The sequence below is a fragment of the uncultured Kordia sp. genome (assembly GCF_947489565.1).
GTDB lineage: Bacteria > Bacteroidota > Bacteroidia > Flavobacteriales > Flavobacteriaceae > Kordia.
This window is the reverse complement of sequence record NZ_CANLEA010000002.1, coordinates 1-19,158: the sequence shown is the minus strand read 5'-3', so window position 1 is coordinate 19,158 and position 19,158 is coordinate 1. Positions and strand designations below refer to the sequence as shown.

General features: G+C 33.9%; 18 protein-coding genes. 11 read left to right on the top strand and 7 right to left on the bottom strand.

Features of this window, described 5'->3' with window-relative positions; translation table 11 throughout:
- Positions 1–51: 51 nt before the first annotated feature.
- The 5 genes from Q0845_RS02855 to Q0845_RS02835 all read left to right on the top strand — a co-directional run bounded on the left by Q0845_RS02855 (position 52) and on the right by Q0845_RS02835 (position 3,098).
- Positions 52–1,746 (top strand): AraC family transcriptional regulator, encoded by a 1,695-nt coding sequence (locus Q0845_RS02855; RefSeq protein ID WP_298508835.1) that lies wholly within the window; start codon positions 52–54, stop codon positions 1,744–1,746.
- Between the two features lie 96 nt (positions 1,747–1,842).
- Complete coding sequence (locus Q0845_RS02850; protein ID WP_298508831.1) at positions 1,843–2,148, top strand: hypothetical protein; 306 nt, start codon at positions 1,843–1,845, stop codon at positions 2,146–2,148.
- A 47-nt stretch (positions 2,149–2,195) separates the two neighbouring features.
- Positions 2,196–2,471 (top strand): hypothetical protein, encoded by a 276-nt coding sequence (locus Q0845_RS02845; RefSeq protein WP_298508828.1) that lies wholly within the window; start codon positions 2,196–2,198, stop codon positions 2,469–2,471.
- Positions 2,472–2,509: 38 nt separating this feature from the next.
- A complete protein-coding gene (locus Q0845_RS02840) occupies positions 2,510–2,803 on the top strand; it encodes a hypothetical protein (RefSeq protein ID WP_298508826.1) in 294 nt (97 codons plus the stop codon).
- Between the two features lie 139 nt (positions 2,804–2,942).
- Positions 2,943–3,098, top strand: coding sequence for a hypothetical protein (locus Q0845_RS02835; protein WP_298508822.1), 156 nt, complete (start codon positions 2,943–2,945; stop codon positions 3,096–3,098).
- Between the two features lie 64 nt (positions 3,099–3,162).
- Here Q0845_RS02835 and Q0845_RS02830 read toward each other — a convergent pair whose 3' ends face one another.
- Both Q0845_RS02830 and mfd read right to left on the bottom strand, forming a co-directional pair.
- On the bottom strand, positions 3,163–4,488 hold the full coding sequence (locus tag Q0845_RS02830; protein WP_298508819.1) for a TlpA disulfide reductase family protein: 1,326 nt from the start codon (positions 4,486–4,488) through the stop codon (positions 3,163–3,165).
- Positions 4,489–4,555: 67 nt separating this feature from the next.
- A complete protein-coding gene (mfd, locus tag Q0845_RS02825; RefSeq protein ID WP_298508816.1) occupies positions 4,556–7,897 on the bottom strand; it encodes a transcription-repair coupling factor in 3,342 nt (1,113 codons plus the stop codon).
- A 118-nt stretch (positions 7,898–8,015) separates the two neighbouring features.
- Between mfd and Q0845_RS02820 the strand changes: the two genes are divergently transcribed.
- Positions 8,016–8,447 carry a TerB family tellurite resistance protein gene (locus tag Q0845_RS02820; RefSeq protein WP_298508813.1) on the top strand — a complete coding sequence of 144 codons (432 nt, stop codon included), beginning with the start codon at positions 8,016–8,018 and terminating at the stop codon, positions 8,445–8,447.
- Between the two features lie 56 nt (positions 8,448–8,503).
- Here Q0845_RS02820 and Q0845_RS02815 read toward each other — a convergent pair whose 3' ends face one another.
- The 5 genes from Q0845_RS02815 to fbp all read right to left on the bottom strand — a co-directional run bounded on the left by Q0845_RS02815 (position 8,504) and on the right by fbp (position 12,825).
- Positions 8,504–10,039 (bottom strand): ATP-binding protein, encoded by a 1,536-nt coding sequence (locus Q0845_RS02815; protein WP_298508811.1) that lies wholly within the window; start codon positions 10,037–10,039, stop codon positions 8,504–8,506.
- 2 nt (positions 10,040–10,041) lie between these two features.
- Positions 10,042–10,536: a Rab family GTPase gene (locus Q0845_RS02810; protein WP_298508809.1), complete on the bottom strand. Its 495-nt coding sequence runs from the start codon at positions 10,534–10,536 to the stop codon at positions 10,042–10,044.
- Positions 10,520–11,356, bottom strand: a complete 837-nt coding sequence (locus Q0845_RS02805; RefSeq protein WP_298508807.1) for a cell envelope biogenesis protein OmpA — start codon at positions 11,354–11,356, stop codon at positions 10,520–10,522. The genes Q0845_RS02810 and Q0845_RS02805 overlap by 17 nt, the downstream gene beginning before the upstream one ends.
- A gap of 27 nt (positions 11,357–11,383) precedes the next feature.
- Entirely contained in the window at positions 11,384–11,752 is a 369-nt protein-coding gene (locus Q0845_RS02800; RefSeq protein WP_298508804.1) for a fructose 1,6-bisphosphatase, read from the bottom strand.
- A 68-nt stretch (positions 11,753–11,820) separates the two neighbouring features.
- Positions 11,821–12,825, bottom strand: a complete 1,005-nt coding sequence (gene fbp, locus Q0845_RS02795; RefSeq protein WP_298508801.1) for a class 1 fructose-bisphosphatase — start codon at positions 12,823–12,825, stop codon at positions 11,821–11,823.
- A 113-nt stretch (positions 12,826–12,938) separates the two neighbouring features.
- Here fbp and Q0845_RS02790 point away from each other — a divergent pair, with 113 nt between their 5' ends.
- From Q0845_RS02790 to Q0845_RS02770, 5 genes are all read left to right on the top strand, one after another.
- A complete protein-coding gene (locus Q0845_RS02790; protein ID WP_298508799.1) occupies positions 12,939–13,418 on the top strand; it encodes a GNAT family N-acetyltransferase in 480 nt (159 codons plus the stop codon).
- Between the two features lie 395 nt (positions 13,419–13,813).
- Positions 13,814–15,064, top strand: coding sequence for an aspartate kinase (locus tag Q0845_RS02785; protein ID WP_298508796.1), 1,251 nt, complete (start codon positions 13,814–13,816; stop codon positions 15,062–15,064).
- Positions 15,065–15,119: 55 nt separating this feature from the next.
- Positions 15,120–16,925 (top strand): GNAT family N-acyltransferase, encoded by a 1,806-nt coding sequence (locus tag Q0845_RS02780; protein ID WP_298508793.1) that lies wholly within the window; start codon positions 15,120–15,122, stop codon positions 16,923–16,925.
- 57 nt (positions 16,926–16,982) lie between these two features.
- Entirely contained in the window at positions 16,983–17,744 is a 762-nt protein-coding gene (locus Q0845_RS02775) for an exodeoxyribonuclease III (protein ID WP_298508790.1), read from the top strand.
- A 122-nt stretch (positions 17,745–17,866) separates the two neighbouring features.
- Entirely contained in the window at positions 17,867–18,901 is a 1,035-nt protein-coding gene (locus Q0845_RS02770; protein ID WP_298508786.1) for an NADP(H)-dependent aldo-keto reductase, read from the top strand.
- Positions 18,902–19,158 lie beyond the last annotated feature (257 nt).

Sequence of the window (19,158 nt, the reverse complement as noted above, 5' to 3'; positions counted from 1 at the left end):
ACAATTCCATACTACTTTTCACCTATATTTGTTTTAAACACTTCCCTTAATATGAAAAAGATTGTACTACTTGTATTGTTATTTTTTATTGGAACTACGGTATTTGCGCAAAAACAAGAAGACTTACAAGAGGAGTTTCAGCTGTTGCAAAAACAACTAAATGATACGACCATAACTCCTGAGCAAGGAAAAACAATGGCAGCCGATTATTTGAAGAAAGCGCAAAAAAAAGGAGAAAAGCGTTTTGTCGGAAAAGGATATTACTTAGTGGCCTATAGGGCACAAGTGTTGAAAAACAGAATTGCTTATATAGATAGTGCCATTACAAATACTGAAAGTATCAAAGGTGAAGCAGAATTTCTAATGATGCTTTATATATTTAGAGGAGCTTCTCAAGATTTGAAAGGTGATTATTATAAAGCTTTAGACAATTACTTAGTTGCAGATTCATTAGCAGAAAAGCATAAATCAGGACGTTACATTTTTGCGGCAAAATATAATATTGGGTTTTTAAAGCGTTTACTCGGCGAATACGAAGCCTCTGAAAAATTATTTAATGAAGTTTTAGTGCGATTAGAATCTAAAGAAGATTTTAATATTACTCCTTATGTACAAACCTTATTTCAATTGTCTTCTTTGTATTATGAATCTGAAAATAATACAAAATGCACAGCGATTAACGCAAAAGGAATTAAGCTGTCTAAAGAACATAACCTTCTTAATTTTTACTATCATTTTGTAGTAAATGAAGGAATAAATCTAAGTGTGAAAGGCGACTATAGTTCTTCTATTGATAGTATTCAAAAAGGATATCCACATTTAGAAGAAGTAGATAAAGGAATTGCTAATTTTTATTTAGGGAAAAGTTATTATGCAATAGGGAAAAAAGAAAAAGCATTGTATTACTTTAAAAAGGTTGATACAATTTTTAGAAATACAAATGATCTATTGCCGCCATTAAGAGATGCTTATGTTTATTTGATAGATGAAGCGAAGTTGGAACAAGATAAGGAACAGCAATTGTACTACACAACGCAGATGTTGGAGGTAAACAAAGTGATTCATTCAAATTATAAATATCTCTCTTCTAACATATTTAAAAAGTATGATACACCTAAATATGAAGCAGAAAGAAACGAATTGATTGATGAATTAAAAGAAGAAAATTTAACGATTCTTCAAAAGAATAAATGGATCACTATTTCAAGCATTATATTTTGTGTGTTGATGTTGATAGGATTTATCTTCAATTACAGATTGAAAAAGAAATATGAGCAACGTTATAATGAAATAATGGAAAAACCTCAGTCGAGTAGTATTGAAGAAGAAATCATTGCACAAAATGTAATACCACAAGCAGTTTCTTTAGGAATAGATTCTGCAATAGTGAACGAAGTTTTACAATCATTAGATGTCTTTGAAAAAGGAGAAGCTTTTCTCACCAATCAAATCTCATTGAAAGATGTTGCTAAAATTGTAAACACAAATTCGAAATACTTATCTAAGATTGTAAATACATATAAGGAGAAAAATTTTACTACGTATATCAATGATCTACGAATTGATTATTTAGTAAATCATGTGCAAACAGATAGCAAGTATCAAAAATATACCATTCGTGCCATTGCAGAGGAAATTGGATTTTCAAATCCAGAAGGATTTTCAAGAGCTTTTCAAAAGAAAACGGGATTAAAACCCTCTTATTTTATAAAAAAAGTAAGGGAAAATGCAGTAAAAAAACAATAATTCAGTGAATTGTAGTTTTCAAACAATTGATTTTCAATAGATATTATAATTGAATTCTTAGTTTTGAGAACATTCAATAAATTAAAATTATTTAAAATGAGAGAAAAGAAAAAACCTCTAAAACTGCGGAAATTTAAAATCGCAAGTTTGCATGCTTCATGGCTTAAAGGAGGCACAAATTCGAATCCTTGCCAACATACAGGTAATACAGGTTCACAACAATCAGAGCCAACAATATTCACATGCAATACGGATGAATACACGTGTCCTGCAGCTTGTGGTACTGACCCTACAAGAACGAAAGCAATAACACAACCCGGAAATCCTTGTTCGGATGCTTGTGCAGTTAATGGTATTGATCTAACTCATAATGGTAGCCAAAATACTGGAGTTAATTGTTAAGCCTTAAACATTCATATTTACATTCAAAAAATTAAAAATTATCATAGATGAGAGAAAAGAAAAAATCCCTAAAACTGCGTAAGTTTAAAGTTGCAAGTTTACATGCTTCATGGCTTAAAGGAGGAACAAATTCAAATCCTTGTAACAATACTCAACAATCAGAGCCAACAGTATTTACATGCAATACGGATGAATATACATGTCCTGCAGCTTGCGGTAATGATCCTACAAGAACGAAAGCAATGACACAACCCGGAAATCCTTGTTCAGAAGCTTGTAATGGTATCAATCCTACGCATAGTCAAGATACAAATTGCCTTTAGACAATCATATTAACATTAACATTTAAAAATTATCAAAAATGAGAGAAAAGAAAAAATCCCTAAAACTGCGTAAGTTTAAAGTTGCAAGTTTGGATGCCTTTTGGTTAAAAGGTGGTACCAATTCAAACCCATGTAATAATACGCAACAATCAGGCGCAACTCAGGTTGCATGTCCTACATATGAACATACATGTCCTGTGCCATGTGATCCTGATACACGTACATTGCCAATGACACAACCTGGTAATCCATGTACTTGTCAAGCAGACAGTATTGACCCTAATAATAATGGAAGTCAAAATCAAGCTACAGACACCGTTTGTCGTCCATAAAACTTTATTACCATAAGAAATAACCTGAAAAACAGAAAAGTAATATACCTTTTCTGTTTTTTTTATGTTATGGCAGATTTATTGATGCATGATTCAATAATCATAGTATCATTTAATAAATAACTTAAAAAATTAATTTATGAAAACTCAAAAGAAGAAAACATTCAACCTAAACAAATTACAAATCGCCAAATTTGAATATATAGACGCTATAAAAGGTGGAACAAAAACAAGAACAATGAATGCAGATTGTGGAGGAGATACAGGACAATGTATAGAAAGTTTTGGCTGCTAATTTATAATACATAAAAAAAGGTTGTACACATCGTATACAACCTTTTTTTATGTTATAATATTTCTTATTCTTCCGTGTAAAATTCTATCAATTCTTTTACACCATACGGTTTTCCGATAATGCGTTTGTCTTTATTTAATACAAAGAAAGTTGGCGTAGCACTTACATCATACATGTTTCCAATTTCATTATCCCACTTTTGCAATCCTAAAACGTGAATGAAATCTGGATAAAATGAACTCTCATCTGCCCAACTTGCGCGCTCATCTTCCAAGCCAATAGCAATCACTTTAAACTTTCCTTTTTCTTGAGCGTTGACAAAAGTTTTGAGTTTTGGCATTTCCTCTAAACAATGCGAACATGTACTACTCCAAAATACAATGATATAGTTCTCCGCTTCGTCTAATTCGCTTAATTTTTGAGTCTTGTTATCTTTTACCCAAGAAAAATCGGGAGCAACTTCACCAAAGGCTAAACGTTTATACACGGCTAGTTTTTCAACCAATACTTTATCATTCAACTCTTTTGCTAAAGGCATTAAATATTCGTCTCCAATATGAATCGCAATCTCTTGATTTTCTACTACAGTCATTTGTTCCCACAATACGTTGAGTAATGATTTTTGATAATCATTAGGAACAGATTTAATTTTTGCTACAATCGTGGCAATATTCTTTTTGTATTCACTGGTCAATTCTTCTCCAGTAAGTTCTTTTAATGGTAAGGCAGTAAAGACATAATTTGACATTTTATCAGCAATAAAATCTGAGTTTTGCAATACTGGATTCGAAAAATCTACATCGTCAAAATAGTGTTTCTTAATGTTGTTAACCATCACTTGTGGTTTCTCGTATGTCGTTGGCATATATGTGCGACTTGCCTTGATAAATTCATACGCAATGGTTCCTGCGGCTTCCTTTTCAAATGTTTCCTGAAGTGTTTTAATAGTATTAAATACTTCTAGAAACTCAGCTTCATTAGTACTTCCGCTTTGGTAAAATGAATTGATCAAACGTTTTGCCTCGTTTATGTTTTGGAAATAAGATGTGTGCAATTTATTTTCTTTAGAAACAGCAAAATCCAGTATTCCTTCATTAAATGTAAACACAATCTCTTCATCGCCACTATAAATAAAATCGAAATTTTCAGATTCTTGTGGCAATCCATACACCAAACGATACATACCTTTTTCGACTTCTGGCTTAAAAGTATAGCTCAGTTTTCCATCGACAATCTTTCCATTATCTATGTATGCTTGATGCGTTGTTTTTAATTTATAAATGATAAACCATTCGAATTTTTCGGCTGGAGAAAATGTACCTGACATGACTTTCTGTGCTTGCATGCACATTGGAATCAAGATGAGAATACAAAGTAATTTTTTTATCATGATATTCTTTTTTTTAGTTTTCTTGAAGAATTCACTTAAATGAATTCAATAATTGAGCCAAAACAAATTACACTATTTTTTCTAAGGCATTCAATGCTTTCTTTGCTGAGGTAATTTGCTCAAAAGTAAGCAATAAGCGCAAACCATTTCGAGTTTGTTTCTCTTTCATCTTACAAATCGATGAATTGTGTTGAACAAACTGTAAAATGCTTGTAAAAGCCGAACTTTGATAAAATTCAGACTGCTGATCGGCAATAAAATAACCGACCATTTTTCCTTTTTTCATAATGATTTTTTCCAAACCAAATCGCGTCGCAATCCATTTGATACGAACCGAATCCAATAAGGCAACCGCAGGCGCTGGCAACGGACCAAATCTGTCAATTAGCTCTTTTTCATAAGTATGTAATTCTTCTTCCGTTTTGAGTTCACTCAATTTGTTGTACAACACCAAGCGTTCTGAAACGGTGTTGATATATGCATCAGGGAATAGCAATTCAAAATCAGAGTCAATCTGTGTTTCTTTTAAGAATACTTTTTCTTTCTTGCTTTGCTGTGTTTCATACAACTCTTTAAACTCATTTTCCTTGAGTTCTTCAATGGTTTCGTTTAGTATTTTTTGATACGTGTCAAATCCAATTTCATTAATGAATCCGCTTTGCTCGCCACCTAATAAATCTCCTGCACCACGAATTTCCAAATCTTTCATGGCAATATTAAATCCGCTTCCCAAGGTAGAAAATTGTACGAGTGCATTGATACGTTTGCGCGCATCTTGTGTCATCACAGAATCTGGCGGCGTAATAAAATAACAAAACGCTTTTTTATTGCTTCGTCCAACGCGACCTCGCATCTGATGTAAATCGCTCAATCCAAAATTATTGGCATTATTAATAAAAATAGTATTCGCATTCGGAACATCCAAACCGCTTTCAATAATTGTGGTAGAAACCAACACATCAAACTCTCCATTCATAAAGGCAAGCATGAGTTTTTCCAGTTTCTTTCCTTCCATTTGTCCATGACCAATTCCAATTTTGGCATCGGGCACCAAACGCTGAATCATTCCGGCAACTTCTTTGATGTTTTCAATACGATTGTGAATAAAAAACACTTGTCCACCACGTTGAATTTCATAACTCACCGCATCGCGAATGGTTTCTTCTTGAAAACGAATAACGTGTGTTTCAATCGGATAACGGTTTGGTGGTGGCGTAGTAATCACTGATAAATCGCGGGCAGCCATCAAACTAAATTGTAGCGTTCTCGGAATTGGTGTTGCAGTCAGCGTTAACGTATCTACATTTTCTTTAATGGTTTTTAACTTGTCTTTTACAGCAACTCCAAACTTTTGTTCTTCATCGACAATCAGCAAACCAAGATCTTTAAATTTTACCGCTTTATTTACCAATTGATGCGTTCCAATAACAATATCAACAGTTCCAGCTTCCAATCCTTTTAAAACTTCATTGCGCTGTTTTGTAGATCGGAAACGATTTAGATAGTCAACAGTAATTGGCATATCTTCTAAACGCTCGCTAAAGGTCTTAAAATGCTGAAATGCTAAAATCGTAGTCGGAACCAAAATAGCAACTTGTTTTCCGTTGTCTACCGCTTTAAAAGCAGCTCTTATGGCAACTTCTGTTTTTCCAAAACCAACATCACCACACACCAATCTGTCCATGGGACGTTCGCTTTCCATGTCTTCTTTTACATCGCGAGTTGCTTTCGACTGATCGGGCGTATCTTCATAAATAAAAGAAGCTTCAAGCTCATGTTGCAGATGCGTATCAGGTCCGTACTGAATTCCTTTTTGCATGCGGCGCTTTGCGTACAATTCAATTAAATTATAAGCAATATGCTTCACGCGAGCTTTGGTTTTTTGCTTGAGTTTTTTCCAAGCGCCAGAACCTAATTTGTATATTTTTGGAGGTTTTCCGTCTTTTCCGTTGAATTTAGAAATTTTGTGTAGCGAGTGAATGCTCAAATACAAAATATCGCGTTCGCCATAAATCAATTTGATCGCTTCTTGCTTCTTTCCTTCAACATCAATCTTTTTCAATCCGCCAAACTTTCCAATTCCGTGATCAATATGTGTTACATAATCGCCAACTTCTAAATTGGTCAGTTCTTTTAGAGTAATTGCTTGCTTTTTGGCGTATCCATTCTTTAAATGGAATTTATGATAACGCTCAAAGATTTGGTGATCTGTATAACAAATAATTTTTTGTTGATGATCTGCAAAACCTTGATAGAGTGGAAGCACAACCGTTTCATAATGTACTTTTTGTTCTACATCTTTAAAAATATCATCAAAACGTTTTGCTTGTTGTTCACTGGTGCAAGTAATATAATTGGTATATCCTTTTTCGTGATTTTCATCTAAATTTTCAATCAGCAAATCAAATTGACGATTGAAAGAAGGTTGTGGCGTTGTATTAAAATTGATAAATGTATCTGCTTTTAATAGCGGATTTGTGGTCAATTCTACAATCGTATATTCTAAAAATTGACGTTGTAATAATGCTTTTGTACAGAATAATTCTTCTGGCGTATTGTGTTTGATGTCTTCAGATAATTCTGCAAAAGCGGTTGTGGCTTTTCCAAATAACTTATCAATTCGCCCTAACAATAATTCTGTGTTTTTGGCAAATACAATCGTTTTTCCAGGAATGTATTTTAAAAAGCTTTCGCGAGATTCTTGCAAGGCTTTATTTTCTACATTCGGAATAATGCTGATTTTTTTTACCTTTTCGGTAGATAATTGTGTTTCTACATCAAATGTTCGTAAACTATCTACTTCGTCGCCGAAAAACTCAATTCTATACGGTTCATCATTGGAGAATGAATATACATCTACAATTCCTCCACGAACTGAAAATTCGCCAGGTTCTGTGACAAAATCTACACGATTAAAATTGTATTCAAACAGGGTTTCATTCACAAAATCGATGGATAATTTATCGTTCAGTGAAACTTTGAGTGTGTTTTTTTCGAGTTCTTTTCGTGTCACTACCTTTTCAAAAAGTGCATCCGGATAAGTAACAATCAACGAAGGTTTTCTGCGCGAATTGATTCGGTTCAAAACTTCTGCACGAAGCAATACATTGGCATTGTCTGTTTCTTCAATTTGATAGGGTCTGCGGTAACTTCCCGGATAAAAAAGTACATCTTTATCGTTGAGTAAAAATTCTAAGTCATTTAAGTAATAAGCAGCTTCTTCCTTATCATCTAAAATAAAAAGAAAAGGCATTTCACTTTGCTTGTATGCTTCTGAAATAATGAACGATAAACTAGAACCTGTAGTTCCTTTTACATGTATCTTTTCTTGATTTTTGGCAATAGCTTGCCTCAATTTCCCAAGTTCGGGAGACTGTGAAAAGTGCTGCGAGATTTTGGATATACTCACGGTGATAAAAATTTAGATGCAAATATACTGAACTCATCAGAAAGCATATAAAATCAAGCTAAAATTTTGCATAAAAAGACGAGAGAATAACTATATTTGCAGCACTAAAAATTAAGAAATGTCTATATCAGATTTATATTCAAGTGGATTTCGTAAAAGAAATCAAAGTCATTTTGCAGCAATCGTTCGCATAGCGATGAGTGATGATGTTATTACAGACGATGAAAAAGCGTTTTTAGATAGAATGGCAAGAAATTTAGATATCTCTGAAAGTAATTACAAAGAGATTCTAAAAGATTACAAATCGCATCCAATTAATCCACCAACAATGTACAACGAACGTTTAGAGCGTTTGTATGATTTGTCGAGAATGGTGTATGCTGATCATGAGTTAGGACCAAAACAAACCGTTATTTTAGAACGTTTGGGAATTGGTTTAGGGTTTTCTCCTGAAAATGTTGCGTACGTAGTTCATAAAGCATTAATGTTAGTGAGCAAAGGCGTAGATGCAGACGATTTTAAAGATGAAATCAAAAATATGAATCGTTAATTTTAAAACGATTTCACGATATAAAAAAACCGAGTTAGTTTATAGCTCGGTTTTTTTTATTTCAAATACTTATAAATCTTCTTTAATAGTGTGCTTTCGTCAAACGGTTTTTCAATGATGTCGGTCATTCCCATTTTCTTGTAGCGCTTTTTATCGGTATCGTATAAATTTGCGGTCAATGCTAAAATCGGAATGGTTTTACAGTTTTGTACAGGTAATGAGCGAATCATTTTTGTCAATTCATCTCCATGTGTACCTGGCATGCGAATGTCCATTAAAATTAGGTCGTATTCGTTATGAATGACACTTTCAATAACATCTTCGCCATTGGTAATAATATCTAAAAAGAAATTACCTTCTTGTGCTAATATTTTCAATACGGCCATTTGTGCCAATTCTGAATCTTCAGCAAGTAAGATGTTGTATTTTTCTTTTGATAAATAGTTTTTTCGTTCAATATCTGATTTCCTTTCCAAAGAAGTAGATTCTTGGTTGATCGGATATTTTAAGTTGATATTTATTTTAAAGGTAGAACCTGCTTTTACTTTACTTTCTACGGTAATTTTACCTTCCAATAATTCTACCAATCCTTTTACGATAGATAAACCAAGTCCAGTACCTATAAACTTTTGTGCGTTGTTCAGTTGTGTAAAGCTATTGAAAATTACCTCTAACTTTTCTTCTGGAATTCCAATTCCAGTATCTTGTACACTGATATTTAAGTTTACTTTTCGAGCTCTGCGTTGATTCTGTTTTATAGAAACCGTAATTTTTCCAGATAAAGTAAACTTTAGCGCATTTTCGATTAAATTTTCTAAAACCTGTTTGATGCGTGTTTTATCACTTTCAATATATCTTGGAATTTTCTCGTCAAACTCAATTTCAAACTCAATATTTTTTTGTTTTGCTTTTACACTATAGGTAAACTCTAACATTTCTATGAGTTCGTGGAAATCGAATAATTCTTCATTCAAGGAAAGTTTTCCAACTTCAATTTTAGACACTTCCAAGATGTCGCCAATCATATTTTTTAAATGATCTGCCGAAGATTTTATGACTTCAACATAATCTTGCTGTTCCAAAGTCATGTCCGTTTTTTGCAATACGGAACAAAATGCTGTAACACCTGTTAACGGATTGCGTAATTCATGACTAAAATTGGCAATGAAAGTATTTTTAAAGTCTTCTTTTTCTTTAAGATATTTATTTTTGAGTTCTAATATTTGCGAATTAATGACTGATTCGTTTCTGCTTTGCGCTACTTCTTGGTAATATTTATAATGATCGGAAAAGTCATGAATAATGACAAGTGCAGGTTGATCGTTTGCAAAGGTTTTAAACTCTATATCACAGGTATATTCTCTTTGCTCTTTATTTTCTAAATGAATACACGTAAACTTAATATCATTGTCTTCATTGGCATCAAAATAAGAAGCAAGTCCTTCAAAAAATCCACTTACTGAGCTAATATCATCTCCTTTTTTCAGCGCAAAGAGAACATTATCGCTTTCTAATACATTTCCAGAAGTATCAATCGTTATAAACTGTGTTCTAGGATGAAAATAGGTTCCTCTATACGTTTCTAACATCATAATTATTTCACAAGTTCTTTAGCAAGTGCGGTGAACATATCGTCTACTTTATCACCTGTTTTTGCACTTGTAAAAAAGTCAGGCGCCACACCAAACATGTCTTTATTTTCTTTTAAATACGTTTTTGTCACTAAGTCTGCTTTGTTTCCAACAACTTTTAGTGGCGTATTTGCATATTGATCGGTGAGGTAAGCAATGTCATTTTCTAAATTTTCAAAAGTTGCAGGGCGAGTCACATCAAATACATAAATAAATCCGTGCGTTCCTAGTAAATACGATGCACGTGTTTTTTTAATATCATCATATCCTTCCAAATCCCAAATAATAAGTGAAATGGTTTCGTCTGGCGAAATTTCAACTTCCTTTTTTAAGATGTGAACTCCAATGGTAACTTTATAATCACTTGTAAAAGTGTTCTCCACAAATTGTCGAATCAATGAAGATTTTCCGACACCAAAGTGACCTAATAGAATTATTTTTTTAGAGGCTTTCTTCATTCGTACTAAAGTAGAATTCTAATTCGTTAGTAATGTCTTCTTCTTTAATTTCACTTAAATCGTTAAATAAATTTAAGAAGTTGTCTGTAAAATTAAAGATTATATCTTGTAATTTGTTCTTAAATATAAGATTATATTCTCCAGAAATAGCAACTGCGACGTAAAAAGATACAAAGCTCTGAATATGAATGTGATATAATTCGTACTCAATCAGTTCTAAGTTTTGACTTTTCCCTTGAAAGGCATCTTCCACAAAACTTTTAATAGCTGTTAGCATTCCAGAGACCATATCCTTATCAATCGTTTCGGTTTTGGCATATTGTCCAATAAGAAGTCCCGAATTTTTTTCAATAACCAGTACTTGTTCTACCTTAGAAATAGCAGTCAATTCACTAAGCAATAATTCTTCTTCTTTAACGCCACCAAACCAAGATTTAAACTTTCGTTTCCAGCTTTTTGTAGAGAAACTATCTTCCAATTGTTTGTTGATACGTTCCGAAAGTAAGCTAATTTCTTGCGAAATATACTTTTTAATCATTTTACCCATAATTGGATACAATGCTTCTACAACTTGATCTTTGGAATTTTTAATCTGCTCAGCTAATGCTTCTGTAATGGTTGGTCCAAGTGTTTCTGGAATTTCCTCAATAAACTCCTCTAACCTTTCATCTATGATTGGATCAACTTTATTCGAAAGCTTTTTTTGCTCATTTATAATCTGCTCGAGCGCTCTGATTTTATTGTGTATCGATTCCGCATACGCACGATCGTCCGTGAGTAATAAATCTTTTAATAACGTTAATTTATCAGCTTCCGTCATAAATACACATGGAAAATACGTTGAGTTTTACTCTTTTCCTATCTTTTCTCCAAGATTGATAAGTAATTGACCTAATTGTCTGCGATCTACTTTTTTCTCATTCAAATCGTCCAACTTATTCTCCATGTTGGATTCCAATTCAGTAATGCGAATATTTAAGTCAGTGCTCAGATTGTCTATATTTTGGATCAATTCTGAACGCACTTCTTCAATTAAGTTTTCCAGCGCTTGCTTTTTGGCAAGAATGTCATTTTTAATATTGTCGAACTCAGAATTATACTCCTGAATATTTTCTCCAAAAATTAAATTCTTTATTGCTTCAATCTTAGTAGATGGATCTGAAATGCTCGGATTTGTTTGATCAGCATCGTTGGTATTTTTACCTTTTGTTGCCATTTAGAAGTATTTTATTGTTCTAGGGTTTCACACAAAAGTAATAATTTTTAGGAAAGTGACTGCGTTTCCTACGAGTTCTTCATAAACTCCTTTGCTTTTTCTACCATTTTTCGACTTCCGCAGAAAATTGGAACACGTTGGTGAAGCTCTGTTGGTTTGATGTCCATAATGCGTTGAAAACCGTCTGAAGCCAAGCCATTCGCTTGTTCAGCAAGGAAAGCCATTGGGTTGCATTCATACAATAAACGGAGTTTTCCGCTTGGTGCTTTGGAAGTTTGTGGATAAATGTAAATTCCACCTTTAATTAAGTTTCTATGAAAATCAGACACTAATGAACCAATATAACGTGAAGTATATGGTCGATCTTCTTTTTCTTCTTGGCAATACTTGATATAATCTTTTACACCTTGTGGAAAATGTGCATAATTACCTTCGTTGATAGAATAAATACGTCCAGTTTCTGGAAATTGCATATTTGGATGCGATAAATAGAAGGTTCCAATAGCTGGATTTAAGGTAAAACCATTTACACCATGTCCTGTAGTATATACCAACATTGTAGAGGTTCCGTAAATTACATAACCAGCGGCAACTTGCTGATTTCCTTCTTGCAGAAAATCTTCAATTTTTACAGGTGTTCCTACAGGTGTAATTCTTCTGTACACAGAAAAAATAGTTCCCACAGAAACATTTACATCAATATTAGAAGAGCCATCTAAAGGATCCATCAAGACCACATATTTATTCTGATTGTTTTCATCTAAACTATTAATCTCGATAAAATCATCGTTTTCTTCAGAACCAATTCCGCAGACAATATTTCGATTGCTCAAAGTTTGTATAAACTTATCATTGGCATATACATCTAACTTTTGCTGATCTTCTCCTTGAATGTTTGTTTCGCCGGCTGCACCGATGATATCTACCAATCCAGCTTTGTTCACTTCATGATTCACCACTTTTGCTGCCAATCGGATAGAGTTAATTAATCGGGAAAGTTCTCCAGAAGAATATTTGAACTCTGATTGATTTTCAATAATAAATTCTCCTAAGGTTTGATTTTTTTTAGCCATTTTGTCTACTTTGTTTCTCAGATCACAAATATCGATAATTTTGTAAAACTATAACGTTTTCGTAAAAATTATAATTTTTGCCTTGTTACCTTTGTGTAAATATTTTGAAACCTATGAACTTTACCATCCGAAAAGCCGTTGCCACAGATGTTGATGCTATCTTTCAACTAATTAATGAATTAGCAATTTTTGAAAAAGAACCAGAAGCAGTTATTACAACGCCAGAAATGTTGCGGAAAGATGGTTTTGGAGCCGTTCCAAAATTTCATTGTTTTGTTGCAGAAACGACCGAAGAAGTAGTAGGAATTGCATTGGTATACATGCGATACTCTACATGGAAAGGAGAAGTCTTGCATTTAGAAGATTTAATTGTGAGTGAAAAAGCACGTGGTAAAGGAGTTGGAGGCGCATTATTGCAGAAAGTTATTGAGTTTGGAAACGATTTAGGCGTAAAAAGAATTGGCTGGGAAGTATTGGATTGGAATACACCAGCGATTGAATTTTATGAACATATTGGTGCCAACGTCATGCGCGATTGGCATGTGGTGCAATTAGACGAACAAGGAATTGAAAATTATTTAGCGAAACGATAAGGAAGATTGTCTATGTTGAATGCTGAATTTTAAATGTCACTTCGAGCGCAGTCGAGAAGTGCTTGGAAATAAAATTAGATGTTAGATATAAGTATTGAGTAGTGAGATTTTGGAAACGTCATTGCGAGGAGTATACGACGCGGCAATCTGTTTCTTTAAAATCACTATTATAAATTTCAAGCAGATCTCGATACAACGAATCATAGATTCGCCACTCGATCAGATGTTTTGAGATATACAACGAAGCATAATTGTCACTTCGAGTGATTTTCTGTCATATTGAGCGCAGTCGAAAATAGATAGAAAATAGTATCGAGAAGTGCTATAAAAACAAATTGATCTAAAAAAGAAAACTGATTCCCGCTTTTGTGGGAACAACAAAATAAAATTTTGTTATGAAAATATTCAAATTTGGTGGCGCATCTGTAAAAGATGCCAATGGAGTCAAAAATTTGGTCAACGTATTGCAAGAAGTTGGCTATGACAACACATTAATTGTGATTTCTGCTATGGGAAAAACAACCAATGCCATAGAAGTTGTGATCAAAAACTACTTTGAAGAAAGTAAAGAATTGCAAGCATCTATTCAGGAAATTGCAAAATATCACAATGAAATTCTATTGGAATTATTTCCAAATGAAAGTCATCCAATCTTTGGAAAAGTAAAAAAGTTTTTTGAGGAAATGCAAGGCTTTTTGGGGCGAAATAAATCTCCAGATTATGATTATGTGTATGATCAGTTGGTTTCGTTTGGAGAATTGATTTCTACCACAATTGTGAGCGCGTATTTAAATAGTATTTCCATTGAAAATACATGGTTAGATGTGCGTGAGATGATTAAAACCGACACGAATTACCGTGATGCAAAAGTTGATTGGGAATTAACGCAGGAAAACATCAAACGCAACGTAAATCGTAACAAACTCAATATTTCACAAGGTTTTATTGGAAGCGACCCGAATAATTTTACAACAACACTTGGGCGAGAAGGTTCCGATTATACAGCAGCTATTTTTGCGTACTGTTTAAATGCGGAAAGCGTAACCATTTGGAAAGATGTGCCTGGTGTATTAAATGCAGATCCGCGCTATTTTGAAAATGCGCAATTATTACACAATATTTCTTACAGAGAAGCTATTGAATTAGCATTTTACGGAGCATCTGTAATTCACCCAAAAACATTGCAACCATTACAGCGTAAAGAAATTCCGTTGTATGTAAAATCGTTTTTAAACCCAAAAGGTGCTGGAACTGCGGTAGCAAAAGGTGTTGGAATCACGCCAAACATTCCGTGTTTTATTGTAAAAAAGAATCAAGTATTGATTTCACTTTCTTCCTTAGATTTTTCATTTATCGTAGAAAATAATATCAGCGAAATTTTTAAATTATTACACGATTGCAAGATGAAAGTAGATGTAATTCAAAACTCTGCGATTAGTTTTTCGGTATGTGTAGATAATAAGTTTAACAATTTAGAAAAATTACTCAAAACACTGCGTTCAAAATTTAAAGTAACACATTATGAAAACGTGTCGCTGTATACAATACGACACTTTACAGAATCAGCGATTGAAGGATTGCAAAAAGAGAAAGAAATTCTGTTAGAACAGCGTGCAGAACAAACGATTCAACTAGTTGTAAAATAAATAAAATATATTAAGGTTGTTTTGCTATATTTGTAATTCGCCTTAAAATGGATATATGGGATTGGTAACTGCTAAAGAAGTTGCAAAAGCTGTCAAATTAGATAAATATGGCTTTATCGGAACCTTCGTAAGTTGGATTCTGATGAAAGTGTTGCGTATCTCTGATGTGAATAAAATTTATGACAAACATAAACATCTTGATGATTTAGAATTTCTAAATGCATTACTAGATGAGTATAAGATTAAATTTGAAATTCCAGAGGAAGACTTAAAGCGTCTTCCCAAAGATGGTGCGTATGTTACAATTTCAAATCATCCACTTGGTGGAATTGATGGGATTTTGTTGCTAAAACTAATGGTAGAACAGCGACCAGATTATAAAATCATTGCAAATTTCCTATTGCACCGAGTTGATCCATTAAAGCCATATGTAATGCCAGTGAATCCTTTTGAAGATCACAAAGGAGCAAAATCAAGTTTGGCAGGTTTTAAACAATCCATCATGCACTTGCGTGAAGGAAAACCATTAGGGATTTTTCCAGCAGGTGAAGTTTCAACTTATAAAGATGGAAAACTAATTGTAGATAAACCTTGGGAAGAAGCAGCTATGAAATTGGTGCAAAAAGCGAAAGTTCCTGTAGTGCCAATATATTTTCATGCAAAAAACAGCCGTTTCTTTTACAGGCTAGCTAGAATTAGTGACACTTTGCGAACTGCTAAATTACCTTCGGAATTATTAACACAAAAAAATAGAGTCATTAAAGTGCGAATCGGAAAGCCAATTTCTGTAAAAGCACAAAATGAATACGAAAACTTAACAGAATTCACAGAGTTTCTTCGTAAAAAAACATACATGTTGTCCAATACGTATGAGAAGCAAAATCTGTTAAGTAAAGTGCCAACATCTTTAAAAATTCCAAAACCACCAAAAGAAATTATTACACCAGTTTCTGCGGAGGTAATTCAAAAAGAAGTTGAAAGCTTGTCTAAAAAACATCATTTGTTGACTAGTAAAAACTATCAAGTATTTTTAGCTGAAGCTGAAGAAATTCCGAATGTATTGCGTGAAATGGGAAGACTTCGTGAAATTACGTTTCGCGAAATCGGTGAAGGAACTAACAAAGCAATCGATTTAGATAAATTTGACTATTACTATCATCACATGTTTTTGTGGGATAGTGAAGCAAAAAAATTGGCTGGAGCATATAGAATGGGCTTAGGAAGTCAGATTTATGCAAACCACGGAATCAACGGTTTTTATACGCAAGATTTGTTTCGCTTTGAACCAGAATTGCATAAAATGATGAGTCAATCCATTGAAATGGGAAGAGCATTCATCATCAAAGAATACCAGCAAAAACCAATGCCACTGTTCTTATTGTGGAAAGGAATTGTGCACACAACATTGCGTTATCCAGAACATAAATATCTAATTGGTGGTGTAAGTATTAGTAATAAGTTTTCAAATTTCTCCAAGTCATTGATGATTGAGTTTATGAAATCGCATTACTACGATCCATACATTGCACAGTACATTCATCCAAAAAAAGAATTTAAAGTAAAGTTGAAAGATGCTGATAAAGACTTTATTTTTGATGAAACAAAAGCGGACTTAATCAAGTTTGATAGAATCATTGACGAAATAGAACCAGGAAGTTTACGTATGCCTGTGCTGATTAAAAAGTACGTAAAGCAAAATGCAAAAGTAATTGCGTTTAATGTAGATCCGTTGTTTAATAATGCAGTCGATGGTTTAATGTATATACGTATTGCGGATCTTCCAGAAAGTACCGTGAAACCTGTGATGGAGGAATTCCAAGCAGAACTAGAACGTAGGCTAAACGATAACGAAGAGGAATAAAAGCGATCCCGAAATACGCTTTTTTCTGATTCACTTCAAGAAATAAAAAATAGAAGCGTGAAAATAATATCTTATAACGTAAATGGAATTCGTGCTGCCATTAAAAAAGGATTCTTAGAATGGTTGCAACAAGCCAATCCAGATGTAATCTGTATTCAAGAAACCAAAGCACAAAAAGAACAACTCGATTTAGAAGCTTTTGAACAAGCTGGCTATCCATATCACTACTGGTTTAGCGCACAAAAAAAAGGCTATAGTGGCGTGGCAGTTCTTTGCAAAGAAAAGCCAAACCACGTAGAATTCGGAACTGGCATTGAAACGATGGATTTTGAAGGTCGTAATTTGCGTGTCGATTATGATAATATCTCGGTCATGAGCATGTATTTGCCATCGGGAACCAATGATGCGCGTTTGAGTTTCAAGTTTCAGTATATGGACGATATCAAAGAATATTTGACGAACTTAAGAAAAGAAATTCCAAACTTGGTGGTTTGTGGCGATTACAATATTTGTCATGAAGAAATCGATATTCACAACCCAAAAATGAAAGGTGTTTCAGGATTCTTACCTGAAGAACGTGCTTGGATTGGAAGTTTTATTGATAGCGGATTCATCGACTCGTTTCGTCACTTAAATAAAGAGCCACATCATTACAGTTGGTGGAGTTACCGTGCCAATTCGCGTGCCAATAATAAAGGTTGGCGTATTGACTACAATATGGTGAGCGAACCGTTAAAAGACAACATTACCAGAGCAACCATTTTGCCCGAAGCTAAACATTCAGATCATTGCCCAATTTTAGTTGAGGTGGAAGTGTAGTTTTTTGGCATTCCCAACGACAAATCGGAAGTCGGGATCTCATTCCTGCGTGTCATATTGAGCGCAGTGGAGATGCTCTATCCTTAATTCAACATCATAAAAAAACCGAAAAAGAAAAGAAAATGAAGTACACAAAAATTCCGCATACTGATATAAAAGTCAGTAAAATATGCTTAGGAACTATGACTTGGGGAAATCAAAATACCGAAGCCGAAGGTCATGAGCAAATGGATTATGCCTTTGAACAAGGTGTTAACTTTTTTGATACAGCCGAATTGTATCCTGTGCCAGCAACGGCAGAAACTTATGCGGAGACAGAACGCATTATAGGAACGTGGTTTAAAAAAACTGGAAACAGAGATAAAGTCGTATTGGCATCTAAAATTGCTGGTCCAGGCGATTATACAGCACATATTAGAACTAACGGATTTAGTCCAGAAGCAATCAAAGATGCAGTAGAAAATAGTTTACAACGTTTACAAACCGATTATTTAGATTTATATCAATTGCACTGGCCAGAACGCCAAGCGAACTTCTTTGGACAACGCGATTATAAACATAATCCAAATGATCCTTGGCAAGATAATTTCAACGAAAGTTTACACGCGTTAGATGGTTTAATAAAAGAAGGGAAAATTCGTCAAGTAGGAATCTCAAACGAAACGCCTTGGGGAACCATGCGTTATTTGGAAGAATCTAAAAAAGGATTGCCAAGAATGGTTACCATTCAAAATGCATATTCATTATTATGTAGAAGTTTTGAAACCAGTTTGGCAGAAGTTTCCATGCGTGAAGGTATTGGTTTAATGGCCTATTCGCCACTTGGATTTGGTGTGCTTTCTGGAAAATATTTAGGTGGAAATCTTCCTGAAGGTTCAAGATTGACCTTATTTCCAAGATTTGCACGTTACAGTGGAAAAGAAGCAACCGAAGCAACGCAACAATACTATGATTTAGCGAAAAAGCACGGATTAAGTTTGGCGCAAATGTCATTGGCATTTATCAATCAGCAGCCGTTTGTTACAGGAAATATAATTGGAGCTTCAAAAATGGAGCAGCTTAAAGAGAATATAGCAAGTATTGATGTGGAATTGTCACAAGAAGTGATTGACGGCATCAATGAAATTCATAATAGTATTCCGAATCCGGCACCTTGATAAGGTCGCTAGCGCTATTAGATTTTAGACCGCTTTGCTGTTAGATCGGCTATGCCTTTTAGATTTTTAGACACGACTTCATCTTTTAGTATTTTGGTAGCAGGTTAATTTGTTTTCTGTTTTGGTTTGAATACGTAAACCCTTAAACTTATAAACCCTTAAACTTTTTTAATGGCTAGATGCTTTTTGATCGCTTCGCTTTTTGATCGCTTCGCTTTTTGATCGCTTCGCTTTTTGATCGCTTCGCTTTTTGATCG

Bases quoted from the DNA above. Each gene is read 5' to 3' on its own strand.
- Q0845_RS02810 (WP_298508809.1), bottom strand. From the start codon at position 10,536: ATGAAGAAAGCCTCTAAAAAAATAATTCTATTAGGTCACTTTGGTGTC.
- Q0845_RS02830 (WP_298508819.1), bottom strand. From the start codon at position 4,488: ATGATAAAAAAATTACTTTGTATTCTCATCTTGATTCCAATGTGCATG.
- Q0845_RS02790 (WP_298508799.1), top strand. From the start codon at position 12,939: ATGAACTTTACCATCCGAAAAGCCGTTGCCACAGATGTTGATGCTATC.
- Q0845_RS02840 (WP_298508826.1), top strand. From the start codon at position 2,510: ATGAGAGAAAAGAAAAAATCCCTAAAACTGCGTAAGTTTAAAGTTGCA.
- Q0845_RS02785 (WP_298508796.1), top strand. From the start codon at position 13,814: ATGAAAATATTCAAATTTGGTGGCGCATCTGTAAAAGATGCCAATGGA.
- Q0845_RS02780 (WP_298508793.1), top strand. From the start codon at position 15,120: ATGGGATTGGTAACTGCTAAAGAAGTTGCAAAAGCTGTCAAATTAGAT.
- Q0845_RS02845 (WP_298508828.1), top strand. From the start codon at position 2,196: ATGAGAGAAAAGAAAAAATCCCTAAAACTGCGTAAGTTTAAAGTTGCA.
- Q0845_RS02850 (WP_298508831.1), top strand. From the start codon at position 1,843: ATGAGAGAAAAGAAAAAACCTCTAAAACTGCGGAAATTTAAAATCGCA.
- Q0845_RS02805 (WP_298508807.1), bottom strand. From the start codon at position 11,356: ATGACGGAAGCTGATAAATTAACGTTATTAAAAGATTTATTACTCACG.
- Q0845_RS02820 (WP_298508813.1), top strand. From the start codon at position 8,016: ATGTCTATATCAGATTTATATTCAAGTGGATTTCGTAAAAGAAATCAA.
- Q0845_RS02835 (WP_298508822.1), top strand. From the start codon at position 2,943: ATGAAAACTCAAAAGAAGAAAACATTCAACCTAAACAAATTACAAATC.
- Q0845_RS02855 (WP_298508835.1), top strand. From the start codon at position 52: ATGAAAAAGATTGTACTACTTGTATTGTTATTTTTTATTGGAACTACG.
- fbp (WP_298508801.1), bottom strand. From the start codon at position 12,825: ATGGCTAAAAAAAATCAAACCTTAGGAGAATTTATTATTGAAAATCAA.
- Q0845_RS02770 (WP_298508786.1), top strand. From the start codon at position 17,867: ATGAAGTACACAAAAATTCCGCATACTGATATAAAAGTCAGTAAAATA.
- Q0845_RS02815 (WP_298508811.1), bottom strand. From the start codon at position 10,039: ATGATGTTAGAAACGTATAGAGGAACCTATTTTCATCCTAGAACACAG.
- Q0845_RS02800 (WP_298508804.1), bottom strand. From the start codon at position 11,752: ATGGCAACAAAAGGTAAAAATACCAACGATGCTGATCAAACAAATCCG.